Source organism: Mucilaginibacter psychrotolerans (genome assembly GCF_004519315.1).
In the GTDB taxonomy this organism is placed as follows: Bacteria; Bacteroidota; Bacteroidia; order Sphingobacteriales; family Sphingobacteriaceae; genus Mucilaginibacter; species Mucilaginibacter psychrotolerans.
On sequence record NZ_SOZE01000006.1, the window covers coordinates 164,852 to 181,502 of the forward strand.

Genomic DNA, 16,651 nt, shown 5'->3' on the forward strand with positions numbered 1-16,651 from the left:
ATCGCTTTGATTACGCCAGAGCCAGGGGCGATCATACGCTTTCACCTATCTGTTATTGATATTAATCACATTCTTAGGTGCTTGTAATCATTTCTACGCCACTATATTAGTTTCAGCTTTGGGCATGAAAACTATTCTCATCTCCACAGATTTCTCGCCGGTGGCCGCTCATGCTGCAGTTTATGGCTATAACCTTGCTAAGCAGACAAAAGCCAACATTTTATTAGCACATGCCATTACAGTACCCGCAGAAGTGCCGCAATCCGGAATGATCGTATGGCCCATGTACGAAAGTGAAGAAATGAGTAATGACAGCAAGGCCGAACTTCAAAAATTAAAAAAACACCTGGAGGAAAATGATTACTCGGATACTTTTAAACCCGCTGTAAGCTACAGGGCCGAAGCCGGAAAAGTTACGGATGTAATTGCACACCTTGCTGATGAAGAAATAAGCATGATTATAACAGGCAGCCATAGCAGTGATGGTCTAAGCACTTTTTTATTGGGCAATCATTGCAGTAACCTTATCGATACTGCAACCAAACCGCTTTTAATTGTTCCGGCAAAGGCAGCCGTCAGGAAAATTAAAAAGATAGCCTTTGCAACCGATTTTAATCAAGTGGGAAAAGATACGAAGTCGATATACAAGCTTATTGAATTTGCAAAGCTGATGGGCGCTGATATTCTCTTAACCCATATTTATACAGATGATCACCATTCGCCGGCGCTGCAACTGTTGATAGACCAATTAATGACCGAACTATCCAACAAGGCCAACTATCCGCAGATCTACTACCGGGCGCTTAAGGACAGCAAAGTGGAAAAGGGACTGACCTGGCTTTGTGAAAACGACCAGATAGATATACTGGCCATGAACCACGGCCCCTACAATTTTATTGATGATATTTTAAAACTGAGCCATACCAAAAAAATGGCCGCCCATATAGCTATTCCATTATTGGTTTACCAGGCAACGTAATAACAATACGGGGCAAATTGTTTGCGTAAAATAGTGATAATCATCACTTTTTAGGGCTTAATCCATCACGTTTCAAATACCCGTGGGCCTTACCTTTGATTTATATCTGCATCACCTGCTACTAATTCAAATGTAATGCCCACTCATTCCATACCTTGCATACTTGCGCTTAACTGTGGCTCATCTAGCCTTAAGTTTTGTCTGTATGGGGCCTCCGATCTAAGGCTTTTGCGGTCGGGTGCCATTACGCAGATAGGTGGACATCAGGGCCAATTTGAAATTTTTGACAGCGTACATCATTTGCTTAGCGGAAAAACCTCCGCCTGTGCTAATATCCACGATGCAACCGGGGAGATCATAGCGTACCTGGGCGAGCACGAGCAAGATTTCACGCTATCTGCAATTGGGCACCGGATAGTTCAGGGAGGCCCCAACCACCGCGAGCCGGAACTGATCACCGATGATCTGCTTCAACAGCTTGAGGACTTGATTTATCTCGCTCCCAATCATTTACCCGGCGAACTCGAGGTAATCAGAGCCATTCAAAAAAATTATCCGAAACAGCCACAGGTTGCGTGCTTCGATACGGCATTTCACCGCGATATGCCCGATCATGTAAAATACTACCCGCTGCCCCATAAGTTTCAAACCAAAGGCCTGATGAAGTATGGTTTTCATGGCCTCTCCTACCAATACATTATGCAAAAGCTTATGGAAACCCACCCGGAAGCTAAACAGGAAAAGATAGTTATAGCACACTTGGGTAATGGTGCCAGTATGGCTGCGGTTGATAATGGCGTGGGGGTAGATACCACCATGGGCTTAACGCCGCTTGGTGGCCTGGTAATGAGTACACGCAGCGGCGACCTGGACCCCGGAGTGCTGCTGTTTCTGCTAAAAGAACACCATTTAACCGCCGATGAGCTGGATAAATTGCTCAGCAACGAATCTGGCTTAAAAGGGATTGCCGGAACCGGCGATGTAGCCGAATTATTAAAAATGGAAGAACATTACCCAAAAGCAGCGTTGGCACTTACCGTATTCTGCTACCAGGCGCGCAAATTTATAGGTGCGCTTGCCGCCGCAATGGGTGGCTTAAACAGGCTGGTTTTCACCGGCGGGATCGGAGCTAATTCGCCCCAAATACGGGAGCGCATATGCAGCGGCCTAGGGTTTATGGGGATAGCCATAGGCGAAAAAGCAAACAACAGCGATATCGAGATGATATCGGCCCAACCGGGCAGGGTAACCGTACAGGCCATGCAAACAAATGAAGAACTGGTGATAGCCCGGCTGGTTAGCCGGGTTGTAAATAATATTACAACTAAATAAAATTATCATGGATTTGAAAACGATAGACACAATCCCCGGTGCTTTAAGCGCGGAAGAACTACATAATATCCATGCTTACTGGCGTGCATCCAACTACCTGTCTGTTGGGCAACTGTATTTGCGGGATAACCCTTTATTAAAGGAGCCGCTTAAACTGGAGCATGTAAAAACTATGCTGCTGGGCCATTGGGGAACCACGCCAGGCCAGAATTTTATTTATGCGCACCTTAACCGTATCATCAAGAAATACGACCTGAGTATGCTATACGTGTCGGGTCCCGGGCATGGCGGGCCGGCTGTGGTGGCGGGCACTTATTTGGAAGGCACGTACAGCGAAATTTATCCGGACATTAGCCAGGACGAAGAAGGTTTGAAAAAACTATTTACCCAATTCTCCTCTCCGGGTGGTATTTCCAGCCATGCATCGCCTCAAACACCTGGCTCTATACACGAAGGTGGCGAATTAGGCTACTCCTTAAGCCATTCTTTCGGCGCAGTGCTGGATAACCCCGGGCTGATAGTGGCCTGCGTGGTTGGCGATGGCGAAGCAGAAACGGGGCCATTGGCCACGGCATGGCATTCTAATAAATTCCTTAATCCATTAACAGATGGTGTGGTATTACCCATACTGCATCTCAACGGGTATAAAATATCCAACCCTACGGTATTGGCCCGCATAAGCCATGAAGAGTTGGAACAGCTTTTTATGGGTTACGGCTGGAACCCGATCTTTGTAGAAGGCGAAGACCCAGAACTGATGCACCGCGATATGGCCGCCGCATTGGACTACGCGATAGATCGTATAAAGCAAATAAAGTACGATGCCGAACACCCCAACGGGCATCGCCCGCGCTGGCCGATGATTATCCTGCGGTCGCCCAAAGGATGGACGGGACCAAAGGAAGTAGACGGCTACAAAATAGAGGGTAACTTCCGGTCGCACCAGATCCCGCTTGCGGTATCGGCCAGCTCGCCGCCGGCGCATTTGCAAATGCTTGAAAGCTGGCTGAAAAGCTACCGGCCCGAAGAACTTTTTGATACGCAAGGAAAGCTGGTTGCTGAGTTAGCCGAACTTGCACCGAAAGGCGACCGCCGCATGGGTGCCAATCCGCATACCAATGGCGGCGAATTGCTTCACCCGCTGCGCCTGCCCGATTTTAGGAACTACGCAGTTGTTGTAGAAGCTCCCGGCGCTAATGGCGAGGGCGATACTTACGTTTGCGGCCGTTTTTTGCGTGATGTGATCAAAGAAAATGAGAGCCAGCGAAACTTCAGGATATTCGGGCCGGATGAAACCATGTCTAACCGCTTGGATGATGTTTTCAAAGTTACTAACCGGCAATGGGATGCGCCCGTAATTAAAAGCGATGAGTTTTTGGCTCCCGATGGCCGCGTGATGGAAATGCTGAGCGAACACCAGTGCGAAGGATGGCTGGAAGGCTATTTGCTCACAGGCAGGCATGGCCTTTTTAACAGCTACGAAGCCTTTATTCACATTGTCGACTCCATGTTCAACCAGCACGCTAAATGGCTTAAAACCTGTTTAGAGTTACCATGGCGCAGAAAGATAGCTTCATTGAACATTCTGCTCACCTCTACCGTTTGGCGGCAGGACCACAATGGCTTTACCCACCAGGACCCGGGTTTTATAGACCATGTAGTGAACAAAAAGGCCAACATCGTGAGGGTATATTTACCACCCGATGCTAACTGCCTGCTATCGGTAATGGATCATTGCCTGCGCAGCGAACATTATGTAAACGTAATTGTGGCCGGTAAACACCCGGCACCGCAGTGGCTGAATATGCAGCAGGCGGTTGAACATTGTACACGCGGTATAGGTATCTGGGATTTTGCCAGTAACGACCAGGATTGCGAGCCCGATGTGGTAATGGGCTGCAGTGGCGATGTGCCTACCTTAGAAACGCTGGCGGCTGTATCCATTTTAAGAGAACACCTGCCCGAACTAAAGATTAGGGTAGTGAATTTAGTAGACCTGTTTAAACTGCAAAAAAGCAGCGAACATACCCATGGGCTTACAGATACCGATTATAACGCCCTCTTCACTACGAATAAGCCGGTTGTTTTTGCTTTTCACGGATATCCCTGGTTGGTACACCGGTTAACCTACAACCGGGCAAACAACATCAACATGCATGTGCGCGGGTATAAAGAAGAAGGCACCATTACCACTTCTTTCGATATGGCTGTATTGAACGAGATGGATCGGTTTCATTTGGTGATGGACGTGATCGATCGCTTACCGCAAACAGGCAGCAAAGGTGTTTACCTCAAACAAACGCTTGCAGATAAACTGATCGAACACAAACATTACATAAAATTACATGGCAAGGACATGCCAGAAATATTGGACTGGAAATGGGGTACTAAACCTGCTGCCAAACAATAACCTGCCATGAAAATATACGCTATCAAATCCTTAATCATAGGTGCCGCAACCTGCGCTTCGCTGGCCGGTTGCGGGCAGGGAACTCCGAAACCGGCTACCAGCATGCATCGGGATACCGCTATAGCCGTCATACCTTTTGATAGCTTACAAATTGCAGGCTTTTTTAAGCGCTACCCCTTACTTGCAGAAAACCAAACCGAAGTTGCCGGTTTCTACAGGCAACGGAACTTTACCTATGCATGGTTTAGCAATGGCTTGCTTATTGAACAGGCAAGTAACTTAACCAGTAGGGTCCTAAATTTTAAAAGCGACGGACTAAGCAAAAGTTCGCCCTATCAGCGCGTGCTGGATTCCTTGATAAACGAAGCAAAACCAAACGTAGCCGGCCATCCGCCCGAAATTGAGGCAGAATTAATGCTTACCGCTCAATACTTCAATTTTTCAAAATCGGTTTACCAGGGAATAGACGTTTCGGCAAGCAAAGCAAGCGGTTGGTTATTGCCCAGGAAGAAGGTTGCGTACGCACAATACCTGGATAGTTTGCTGAAAACGCCCGGCAAGCAGCTTGCGGCAAAAGAGCCGGTTTACCGCCAGTATGAATTACTGAGAACCTACCTGCGAAAGTACAGTCTGTTGGCCGCAAATGACAAATGGCTGCCTATAACCCTGAGTAAGAAACCGGCATTGGGCGATACAGCGGCAGCAATTCAATTACTTAGAGCCCGTTTGTATAAATTGGAGGATTTTAGCGACGATACGTTAAAGAACAGTTATGACCCCGAAATACAAAGCGGAATTAAAGTATTTCAGGAAAGGCACGGACTACCTGGCAATGGGCTTTTGAATAAAGAAACTTTAGCGGAACTGAATGTGCCCTTATCGGCGCGGATAAAACAAATATTGGTAAATATGGAGCGAAGCCGCTGGCTACCGGTAAGTTTAGATGCAGATTATGTTGCCGTAAACATACCCGAATTTAAAATGCATGTGTACCATGCCGATAGCCTGCTTTGGAGCTGTAGCGTGGTGGTTGGTAAATCTGAGCACCCTACAACTGCTTTTTATGGGGAAATAAAATATGTAGTTTTCAGCCCCTATTGGAACGTGCCGCACGGGATCTTAGTTAACGAGGTTATACCCGGAATGAACCGGAACGGCAATTACCTGCGCAATCACAATATGGAAATAACCGGGCACAGCGACGGTTTGCCTGTTGTGCGGCAAAAACCCGGCAAGGATAATTCTTTAGGCCTGGTGAAATTCCTTTTTCCAAACAGTTACAACATCTACCTGCACGATACCCCCTCAAAATCACTCTTCGGCGAAACATCCCGGGCCTTTAGCCACGGTTGTATCCGCATAGCCCAACCTGCAAAGCTCGCCGCCTTCCTGTTAAAAGATAATACCACGTGGACCGATGCTAAAATCAGCCGATACATGCATGCAGGCAAAGAACGCTATGTAACCCTAAACAAAAAGGTGCCGGTATTTATAGCCTACTTTACTGCCTTTACAGACCGGGCAGGCCACCTTAACTTCAGGAAAGACATTTACAACCTGGACGGGCGACTCGCAGAGATACTTCTATCAGAAACCGACGTAACAAATTAATATTTAAGCATTTAACGAATTATTTTGTGACAGCCATCATCTTTTTTAATGACCGCCATCATAACTGCCCGTGGTTATTAGTCCACCTTTACGGCACATCAAACTACACCTCCTATGTCAACATTAACTATAAACATTCCGGATACCGAACCGTATTTCAGAACAGAGCACGACTCCATGGGCGCAGTGCAGGTACCGGCAGAGAAATACTGGGGAGCACAAACAGAACGCTCGCGCAATAACTTTAAAATTGGCCCTAAGGCATCCATGCCGGCAGAGATTATCGAAGCTTTTGCCTACCTTAAAAAAGCGGCTGCTTATGCAAATACCGAACTGGATGTGCTGCCTGCAGATAAACGCGACCTGATTGCGATGGTCTGCGATGAAATATTAGCAGGTAAACTGCCTGATGAGTTCCCGCTCGTTATCTGGCAAACCGGCTCGGGCACGCAATCTAACATGAACGTGAACGAAGTTATAGCCAACCGGGCGCATGTATTACATGGCGGCGTGCTGGGCGATAGCAAAACGGTGATTCACCCCAATGATGATGTCAATAAATCGCAATCATCAAACGATACGTTCCCAACAGCCATGCATGTAGCGGCGTACAAGATGCTCATCTATGTTACTATACCAGGTATTGAAGCATTGCGTGATACCTTGAAAGCTAAATCTGAAGCCTTTAAAAACGTTGTAAAAATTGGCCGCACGCATTTAATGGATGCCACACCTTTAACCCTTGGGCAGGAAATATCCGGCTATGTATCTCAACTAGATCACGGATTGCGGGCTTTAACAAATACGCTCGATCACCTTTCTGAACTGGCCCTTGGCGGCTCGGCAGTAGGTACCGGCATGAACACCCCCGAAGGTTATGACGTGAAGGTGGCTGAATATATCGCCCGGTTCACCAACCTGCCCTTCAGGACAGCCGACAACAAGTTTGAGGCATTATCTGCCCATGATGCTATGGTAGAAAGCCACGGCGCGCTAAAACAAATAGCAGTATCGCTGATGATGATTGCCAACAACATCCGTATGCTGGCATCGGGCCCGCGCTGCAGTATTGGCGAATTGCACTTGCCCGAAAACGAACCGGGATCATCTATTATGCCCGGCAAGATAAACCCTACCCAAAACGAAGCGGTGACCATGGTGGCTGCGCAAGTGATGGGGAACGACGTTTCTATATCGATAGCCGGATCGAACGGACAGTTTCAGCTAAACGTATTTAAGCCGGTTATGGCAGCAAGTTTCCTTCAATCTGCCCGCCTTATCGGCGAAGCCTGCACTTCCTTTAATGAGCATTGTGCTATGGGGATAGAACCCAATTATGATGGCATCAAAAAGCATCTGGAAGCGTCACTGATGCTGGTAACGGCCTTAAACCCGCATATTGGCTACGAAAATTCTGCCCGGATAGCCCAAAAGGCCATGAAAGAAAATTTATCGCTGCGCGAATCGGCCATTGGTTTAAAACTAATGACGAGCAAACAGTTCGACGAATGGGTAAAACCCGCTAATATGGTCGGCACGCTCTAATTTCCTCCTTAATTACGCATATCGTTTTTATATTATGCACCGGGGCATGTTATAACCTGTTCTGGTGCATCAACTTGTTATATTCAATCAAACGTTCTTTATCATCACCATGTGAAAAATCTTACCCTTCCGATACTCCTGCTGTTTGCCTGTTTACAGGCATCAGCGCAACAACCCGCGGCATCGCCAAAGGCAAATACCGATACCATCAAAAACTTCTCTACTTATAAAAGGGCTATCACCTTCGCCGGCCTTTTGCAAACCCGCTTCCTGGGTTCGCTCACCAAAAATGTAGATGTAAACGGCAAGAACTTCGACCCGGCAGCAACTACCGGCAAAATCACCAACACCTTTATGCTGAAACGCGTGCGCTTTGTAGTTAAAGGCACCGTTAACGACCACTTCTCGGCCAACCTGCTCATGAATTTCGCAGAATTCAGCAGCGATCCATCCAACAAAGTACTAGAAAATGCCTATGTGAAATACACGCTAAGCAGTCATTTTAATGTACAGGCGGGCCAGTTCAGGCCGTTTTTTGGTATAGAGGATGTAGTGCCAAACGATATCATCCGCACGCTTGATTACTCTAACCAATATTATGCCTTTGGCGCAAGCGGCTGGCAAAGCTTTCAAACAGGTGTAGCCGTTTTTGGCAACGTTGATAAAGTTGGCCACCTGCGCTACTACGCGGGTGCCTACAATGGCAACAACCGCAACCAGGCCAACGATAACGACAATACCAAAAACCTTTATGGCCGATTAGAAGCCGACCTTGTTAAGGGTTTAACCCTGGGTATCAATGCGGGGCAGGGTAGTTTAGGTGCCGGTAAAGGCAATGCCCTGGGTATTGATGTAAAAGGCGGCTTATCGCTTAACGATAAATGGGAAGTAAGCTTAGGCGGAGAATATAAAACAGGTACAAACTTTGCCTTGTACAACACCCTAACCGTAAAGCCAAACTTGAAGGATGTGCGGATGCAGGGCTTTTACATATTTCCCATCGTACGTTACAATGCCAATATGCGCCGGGTTAGGGCCATTGAGTTCTCGTCTCGCTACGAATATTTCAACGAGAGCTACAAGCTGGCTCATAACGCAAGGCAAACCATTATCCCCAATGCCTCGCTCATATTTGCCGATGATTTTTATGCCGCCCTCCAGCTTGGCGTTTCTATCGACCTCTATCAAAAAAACATACCCCTCACTACTGCTTATAACCACAATCTGGCTTATCTCCAATTACAGGTACGCTTTTAATTAATAATCATGAAAGAAATCAATTTAAAATCGTTGGCCATCACCCTGGTGGTTGGCCTCGTAATCTGGTTCCTGCCTATACCGGAGGGTGTTAAACCTAACGCATGGCATTTGCTGGCCATTTTTGTGGCAACCATTGTGGGCATTATATTAAAAGCGGCCCCCATGGGCACCATGGCTATGCTGGGCATTACCCTTTGCGCTACAACACAGGTATTGGCACCGGGCAAACCTATAGATGCTATAAAGAATGCGCTGAGTGGTTTTGGCAACTCAACCATCTGGTTAATCGGGCTGGCGTTTTTTATAGCGCGTGGCTTTATTAAAACAGGCCTGGGTAACCGGCTGGCTTATAACTTCATCAAATTATTTGGCAAAAGCACCTTGGGTTTGGCCTATGGTTTAAATACTGCCGACCTGATACTGGCCCCCGCGATACCGAGTAATACAGCACGCGCAGGCGGAGTAATATTCCCCATCATGAAATCCATCGCCGTCAACATGGGCAGCGAACCGGAGAAACCCGAAACACACCGAAAAATAGGCGCGTTCCTTACGTTGAGCAGCTATAATGCCAATATGATCACGTCGGTAATGTTCCTTACGGCTACGGCCAGTAACCCCATGGCGCAGAAGTTTGCGCACGACTTGGGCGTTAACATTACCTGGGGAAGCTGGGCCATGGCAGCGGCCATACCCGGCCTGGTTTGTTTTATATTGGTGCCCTTATTCCTTTATAAGTTTTACCCGCCCGAACTGAAGCAAACCCCCGAAGCGCCTTCTTTGGCTGCCGAAAAGCTGAAAGAAATGGGCAAAATATCCTTAAAGGAATGGCTGATGGTGGCTACGTTCATCATTCTGCTGGTGTTGTGGATCTTCGGCAACCTGATCTCTATCGATGCCACTACTGGCGCACTCATCGGCCTTTGCATATTGCTGCTTTGCGGCGTATTAACCTGGGAAGATGTAAAATCTGAAAAAGGTGCCTGGGATACTATCGTGTGGTTCTCCGCACTGGTCATGATGGGTTCCTACCTCAACTCCTTAGGGCTTATAGGCTGGTTTGGCCATTTGGTAGGCGGCAGCATGAAGCAATTCAGCTGGCAGCTGGCCTTTCCGTTAATTATCCTCGTTTATTCTTATTGTCACTATATGTTCGCCAGTGCAACCGCGCAGGTTGCGGCTATGTATTCCGTTTTCCTGGCGGTGGGTATAGCGGTAGGCGTGCCCCCGGTTATGCTGGCTATCTTTTTAGGTGCCTGCCCCACCCTGATGGGCTCTTTAACCCACTACGGCCACGGGCCGGCACCCATATTCTTCGGTAGTACCTATGTGGATATGAAAGACTGGTGGAAACAAGGCTTTTTTATGAGCGTAATGTTCCTGCTGGTTTGGTTCCTGGTAGGTGGGGTTTGGTGGAAAGTTATCGGCTTATGGTAGCCGGTACTACCCTTTTATAAATTATTAATTGCCGATACAAATTAACCTATGAAACAAACAACCATTCAATACAAACTCGTTATGGCGGGTACGGGGCTGTTCCTCTGCTTTTTTTTGGTGATACATTTGCTGGGCAACCTGCAATTGCTGTTACCGGCTGCCGAGGCCCAGGAACAATTTAACTGGTACTCGCATTTGCTGGCGGGCAATATGCTTATCAAGATTATATCCTGGGTACTGTTTATCGCTATTATTGCCCATGCGGTTTACGCGCTAATACTCGCCGGTAAAACAAAAAAGGCCAACGGGGCCAAATACGTTTATGATAAGCGCGCCAATGTTAGCCCCTGGAACAGCCGCAACATGGGCCTGCTGGGTACGGTAATCCTCATCTTTTTAGTTATTCACCTGAAAGATTTTTGGTATGTATCTGACTTTACCACCATGGGTTTAGATAAACAGGGTTATAAAGACATGTATAGCGTAGTGGTGCTAACCTTTCACCAATGGTGGTATATAGCAATTTATGAGCTATCCTTTATCGCTTTAGGCTTTCACCTGCTGCACGGCTTTTTTAGCGCAGCACGCACGCTTGGCCTATACCATCCCAAATATGTAAAACTGGTGCGTTACACAGGCTGGCTGTACACTGCTTTTATCACCGGTGGCTTTATGCTGATTCCCATTGTTGTTTACCTTAATAACTGATCCGTCATGTTAGATTCGAAGATACCCGAAGGCACCCTTGCCGATAAATGGGATAATTATAAAGAACACGTAAAACTGGTGAACCCCGCCAACCGCAAAAAGCTGGATGTTATTGTGGTAGGCACCGGCCTGGCAGGCGCATCATGTGCGGCATCACTGGGCGAATTGGGTTACAATGTTAAATCATTCTGTTTCCAGGATTCTCCACGCCGCGCGCATAGCGTCGCTGCACAAGGCGGCGTAAATGCAGCAAAGAATTACAAAAATGATGGCGACAGCGTGTTCCGCATGTTTTCTGATACGATTAAAGGAGGCGACTTTCGGTCCCGCGAAGCCAATGTTTATCGCCTGGCAGAATGCTCTGCCAACCTGATAGACCAGGCAGTGGCACAAGGCGTGCCCTTTGCGCGCGAATACGGTGGTTATTTAAACAACCGCTCGTTTGGCGGGGTGCAGGTATCGCGCACATTTTACGCACGCGGGCAAACCGGGCAGCAATTATTATTAGGTGCCTATCAGGCGCTCATGCGGCAGGTTGGGGCCAACAAAGTAAAAACCTACACCCGGCACGAAATGCTTGACCTGGTGGTGGTAGACGGCAAGGCAAAAGGCATCATCACCCGCGATTTGGTAACCGGCGAAATAGAACGCCACGCGGCCAACGCTGTGGTGCTGGCCAGCGGCGGGTACGGCAAAGTTTATTACCTATCTACACTGGCCATGGGCTGCAATAGCTCGGCTATTTGGCGGGCGCATAAAAAGGGGGCGTATATGTCGGGCGTAAGCTGGATACAGTTTCACCCAACTTGTTTGCCCCAGTCGGGCGAGCATCAATCGAAACTCACTTTGATGTCGGAGTCTCTCCGTAACGATGGACGTATCTGGGTACCCAAAAAAGCACACGACGACCGCAAGCCAAACGATATCCCAGAAGAAGAAAGAGACTATTATTTGGAACGACGCTACCCCACTTTCGGCAATTTAGCACCGCGCGATATCTCATCCCGCGCAGCCAAAGAACGCGTTGACGCGGGCTGCGGGGTTGGCGTAATGAAGAATGCTGTGTTTTTAGATTTCTCTAAAGCTATCAAAGAACAAGGTAAAGAAAAGATAAAGGAGAAGTACAGCAACCTGTTTAAAATGTACGATAAGATAAACGCCGTAAACGCCTATGAAACGCCTATGCTGATATCGCCTGCGGCACACTTTACCATGGGCGGACTTTGGGTAGATTATGAACTGATGACTACCATCCCGGGTCTGTTTGCTTTAGGCGAAGCAAACTTTGCCGACCATGGCGCTAACCGCCTTGGTGCAAACTCTTTGTTACAGGCATCGGTAGATGGGTACTTTATTGCCCCCTACAGCATCCCCAATTATTTGGCCGGCGAGTTAAAAGCCGAAAAGATAACCACAGATCACGTGGCTTTTGCTGAAGCAGAACATGCTGTTAAGGAACAGCTACAACAATTCCTGAATATCAACGGACATCTTTCTGCCGATCACTTTCATAAAACCCTGGGTAAACTGCTTTATGATGGCTGCGGTCTTTCGCGAACAAAGGCCAGTTTAGAAAAGGCTATCGTACTCATCCGGCAGTTAAGGGCACAATTTTATACCGAGTTAAAAATTACCGGCGACCATACCGTTAACAGCGAATTGGAAAAAGCAGGCCGCGTAGCCGACTACCTCGACCTCGGCATACTGATGTGTGAAGATGCTTTAAGTCGTGAAGAATCATGCGGAGCTCACTTCCGCGAAGAATATCAAACCGCTGATGGCGAAGCGTTGCGCAACGATAAGGATTTTTGCTATGTATCGGCCTGGGAATGGAAAGGCGCGCATGCCGAACACGAATTACATAAAGAACCGCTGATTTTTGAAAACGTATCCTTAACTGTAAGAAGCTACAAATAAATTCCGATCATGAAAATATACTTGAAGATATGGCGACAGGATAGCCCTGCAACGCCCGGTGCAATGAAAAACTATGAGCTGGATGATGTATCTGCCGATATGTCGTTTCTGGAGATGATGGACCTGCTGAACGAATCGCTGATACAAAAGAGCGAACGCGTGGTAGAATTTGACCATGATTGCCGCGAGGGCATTTGCGGGCAATGCGGCATGATGATCAACGGTAGGGCACATGGCCCGCTTACCCATACCACCACCTGCCAGCTGCATATGCGTAGTTTTAAGGATGGCGATACCATATACATCGAACCCTTTCGTGCTGCAGCATTCCCTATAGTGCGCGATTTGAAAGTAGACCGCAAGGCTTTTGATAAGATCATCCAGGCGAGCGGCTTTACTTCTGCTTCAACGGGCGAAGCGCCGGAAGCAAATGGTATACTGATAGCGCACACCATTGCCGAAGCAGCCTTTGATGCCGCCGCCTGTATAGGTTGCGGGGCATGTGTAGCTACCTGCAAAAATTCCAGTGCAGAGTTGTTTACTTCGGCAAAAATTACGCAACTGGCATTACTACCGCAAGGCCAGGTTGAACGGGCCGACAGGGTAATTGCCATGGTTGACCAAATGGATGCCGAAGGTTTTGGACATTGCACCAACACGGAGGCATGCGAGGTAGAATGCCCGCAGGAGATATCGGTATTGCACATCGCCAGGATGAACTATGAATACAACAGGGCATCAATCATTTCTCACTAATGATGGCACCTAAAAAAACCATACTGCTGCTTACCGATTTTTCTAAACGTGCAGAACACGCGGCAGATTTTGCGCTCGAATTGGCAAAAAACAACCACGCCAATTTATTGATCTATAACTCTATTATATCTATCGGCGCGTCTGTGATAACAGGCGAACGGTGGTCCGTAGAAAGCGAGATTACAGAAATGACAGCTAAGAGCACCAGCAGACTGAGTCTGCTAACCACGTATTTAAAAGCCAAACTAACCACCAGCCAACAATCCGCAATTCAAATTACCTGCAAAAACGGAACGGGGCCGGTTGTAGAAACCATAATAGAATTGGTTGCCGAAAACAAAATTTGGATGGTAGTAATGGGCAACCATGTGGAGAATGCGATAGCCATAACTTACTTTGACGGCAACATACCGCCGGTAATGAATAACTGTGGTTGCCCTTTGCTGTTGGTGCCTTAATAACTACCAAGAAAATTCCCGGCCCATAAAAAGCTGATCACACAAAAAACCCCGCAGGCTTGCCAGGCAAGGCGCTGCGGGGCGGCAACCGCTACGTTACAGCTCTTTATCACCCACCATCTTGGCGTCGCGGGTGTTCTTTTGTACAGCAATGGCCGAAAACATGCTCAGGCAGAATGCCATGGCGTAAAAGCCTTTTTCACTTCTTGCCAAATCGGCATTCCACAAGCCAATGGTTAATAGTACCATTGCCGCAATGGTGGCAAACCAGCTCAGGCCGTAGTAAAGGTCGGTAACGGCAAGCCCTTCAGACCTGTCCCTTACGCTTTTTTGCACCGAAATTACCGCGAACATGCCGAATAATAAAATGGTGAAATAATAGCCTTTTTCGTTCAAATCCATCGTTGCATTCCATAAGCCAATAAGATATCCGGCAACGCCTGTTAACAAGGCCAACCACGATGCACCTATAAATGCGGCCGTGGGTTTAAATGGGTTTCTGATGTTCTCGCCATATTTTGCACCGAGTGAATTTCCTTCTATTTTGTTTTGTAGCGGTTCCATGTTTGTTTTGTTTTAGTTGTTAATATGGAAGCAAATGTGGGCTATAAAACAGACCTGGAAAAGTCAGATTATCTCAATTACTGATGATATATTTTTTAATTATCGTACCTTTATTTACATATCATATCTAAATGGATGCCATCCAGGAGTTAACCAATCTGCTAAATAACACAGATAAAAAGCTATTCAGGCAGTTTTTACAGCGAAAAAACAAAAGGGCGGATGTAAAGAATCTGGCTTTGCTCAATTTGATAGAAACTGACGATATAGGTAATTTAAGTAAACTCTACCCACCAGAAAAAAATAATGACGCATATCATGCGCTCCGCAAAAGGTTACAGGATAATTTACTGCTATTCTTATCGCAGAAAACATTTGAGAGCAATCATTCCGACACTTATGATGCGTTGCGGTTGGTTGTGGTGGGGCGTTTTTTATTAGAGAACGATGTGGTGAAGATAGCGTTCAAATGTTTGGATAAAGCCGAACGGATAGCCGAACATTTAGAGCAGTTCAACCTATTGAATGAGCTCTTGCAATTGAAGCTACAGTATGCCCATCTCCCTGGAGCAGAAGACCTCGACGTTTTGTCCGAGCGTTTTATTCGCAACAATGCGGATATGCAGCGGGAGGCGAGGCTAAATATGGCCTATGCTTTTTTGAGGAGGGAACTACAGGAAATACACCTGCAAGGGAAGGTGGTTAATTTAACCGCGTTGATGATAACCACCATACGGAAGTATAAGATCTCCGCACAGGATTTGATGACCTACAAATCCATTTACCAGATCCTTTTCATCGCCAATGAATACGCGGCCATACAGCAGAATTATGCACTGATAGAACGCTATGTACAGCGCACGGATAAATTTATGCAAGGCCGGGCGCATCAAACCCAATCCTATCTTTTTCACCATATATCCATCTTATATTTTTTGGCAAACTTTCATCTCAGGCGAAGGCATTTTGCGGAGAGTACAGCTTATCTTAAGAAAATGATGGATTTAACGGAGACGGATAGCCGTTATTATACGCTGTTTTATTTACGCCATCAATTACTTTCTGCGCTCAACCTGTTCTATACGGGCTTTGCCGATGATGCCATCGCGCGATTGCAGCAAGCGCTCTCCAATACAAAACAAAAGCATAAACCCGAAGATATTGAGGATATACGGATATGCCTGGCCATGTTTTTAGCCTTAGGTAATGACAGCAGGAGCTTGAAACAATTGACTTTACTTACACGCACCGACGCCTGGTACGAGAAAAAAATGGGCATGTTATGGACCATTAGAAAAAACCTGATGGAAATTTTGGTGCATGCACAGTTCTCTAATGTCGAGCTGGCTATGTCGCGGATAACCAGTTTTAGGCGGCGATATAGGAAGTACCTGCTTAAAACTTCGGAAGAACGGGTGCTGTTGTTTCTAAAGCTGGTTGAAAAATACCTGCTAAAACCCGATGTAGCTTTTGACCCGGTTTATAGAAAAACGGTTTTTAACCTGGCGGGCACGGCTGAAAATGATGACATTTTCACCTTGAGTTTTATTGCCTGGTTGATGGCGCGCTGGGAGAAAAAAACGGCCTATCAAGTAGTGCTTGAGCTTATACAAGAGGAAACCTAATCACAACAACACGCAATAACTGGAAATGATGTGCTTAATTTCTTCAACC

At 46.9% G+C, this 16,651-nt stretch carries 13 protein-coding genes; 12 read left to right on the forward strand and 1 reads right to left on the reverse strand.

Annotated elements, in window-relative coordinates:
• Window positions 1-124: 124 nt before the first annotated feature.
• From E2R66_RS08645 to E2R66_RS08695, 11 genes are all read left to right on the forward strand, one after another.
• Complete coding sequence (locus tag E2R66_RS08645; protein WP_133228786.1) at window positions 125-979, forward strand: universal stress protein; 855 nt, start codon at window positions 125-127, stop codon at window positions 977-979.
• Window positions 980-1,114: 135 nt separating this feature from the next.
• Complete coding sequence (locus E2R66_RS08650) at window positions 1,115-2,311, forward strand: acetate/propionate family kinase (protein ID WP_133228788.1); 1,197 nt, start codon at window positions 1,115-1,117, stop codon at window positions 2,309-2,311.
• 7 nt (window positions 2,312-2,318) lie between these two features.
• Complete coding sequence (locus E2R66_RS08655; protein ID WP_133228790.1) at window positions 2,319-4,721, forward strand: phosphoketolase family protein; 2,403 nt, start codon at window positions 2,319-2,321, stop codon at window positions 4,719-4,721.
• A 6-nt stretch (window positions 4,722-4,727) separates the two neighbouring features.
• Window positions 4,728-6,332 carry a L,D-transpeptidase family protein gene (locus E2R66_RS08660; protein WP_133228792.1) on the forward strand — a complete coding sequence of 535 codons (1,605 nt, stop codon included), beginning with the start codon at window positions 4,728-4,730 and terminating at the stop codon, window positions 6,330-6,332.
• Window positions 6,333-6,446: 114 nt separating this feature from the next.
• On the forward strand, window positions 6,447-7,877 hold the full coding sequence (gene fumC, locus E2R66_RS08665) for a class II fumarate hydratase (protein ID WP_133228794.1): 1,431 nt from the start codon (window positions 6,447-6,449) through the stop codon (window positions 7,875-7,877).
• 111 nt (window positions 7,878-7,988) lie between these two features.
• Window positions 7,989-9,134 (forward strand): porin, encoded by a 1,146-nt coding sequence (locus E2R66_RS08670; RefSeq protein WP_133228796.1) that lies wholly within the window; start codon window positions 7,989-7,991, stop codon window positions 9,132-9,134.
• Between the two features lie 9 nt (window positions 9,135-9,143).
• On the forward strand, window positions 9,144-10,574 hold the full coding sequence (locus E2R66_RS08675; protein WP_133228798.1) for an anion permease: 1,431 nt from the start codon (window positions 9,144-9,146) through the stop codon (window positions 10,572-10,574).
• 48 nt (window positions 10,575-10,622) lie between these two features.
• Complete coding sequence (locus tag E2R66_RS08680; protein ID WP_133228800.1) at window positions 10,623-11,282, forward strand: succinate dehydrogenase cytochrome b subunit; 660 nt, start codon at window positions 10,623-10,625, stop codon at window positions 11,280-11,282.
• Window positions 11,283-11,288: 6 nt separating this feature from the next.
• Window positions 11,289-13,199 (forward strand): fumarate reductase/succinate dehydrogenase flavoprotein subunit, encoded by a 1,911-nt coding sequence (locus E2R66_RS08685; protein ID WP_133228802.1) that lies wholly within the window; start codon window positions 11,289-11,291, stop codon window positions 13,197-13,199.
• A 9-nt stretch (window positions 13,200-13,208) separates the two neighbouring features.
• Window positions 13,209-13,955: a succinate dehydrogenase/fumarate reductase iron-sulfur subunit gene (locus tag E2R66_RS08690; RefSeq protein ID WP_133228804.1), complete on the forward strand. Its 747-nt coding sequence runs from the start codon at window positions 13,209-13,211 to the stop codon at window positions 13,953-13,955.
• Window positions 13,955-14,413 carry a universal stress protein gene (locus E2R66_RS08695; protein WP_133228806.1) on the forward strand — a complete coding sequence of 153 codons (459 nt, stop codon included), beginning with the start codon at window positions 13,955-13,957 and terminating at the stop codon, window positions 14,411-14,413. The genes E2R66_RS08690 and E2R66_RS08695 overlap by 1 nt, the downstream gene beginning before the upstream one ends.
• A gap of 96 nt (window positions 14,414-14,509) precedes the next feature.
• On the opposite strand, the gene yiaA is transcribed toward E2R66_RS08695, so the two are convergent.
• Entirely contained in the window at window positions 14,510-14,977 is a 468-nt protein-coding gene (yiaA, locus tag E2R66_RS08700) for an inner membrane protein YiaA (protein WP_133228808.1), read from the reverse strand.
• Between the two features lie 131 nt (window positions 14,978-15,108).
• Between yiaA and E2R66_RS08705 the strand changes: the two genes are divergently transcribed.
• Window positions 15,109-16,602, forward strand: coding sequence for a hypothetical protein (locus E2R66_RS08705; RefSeq protein WP_133228810.1), 1,494 nt, complete (start codon window positions 15,109-15,111; stop codon window positions 16,600-16,602).
• The last annotated feature ends 49 nt before the right edge of the window (window positions 16,603-16,651 follow it).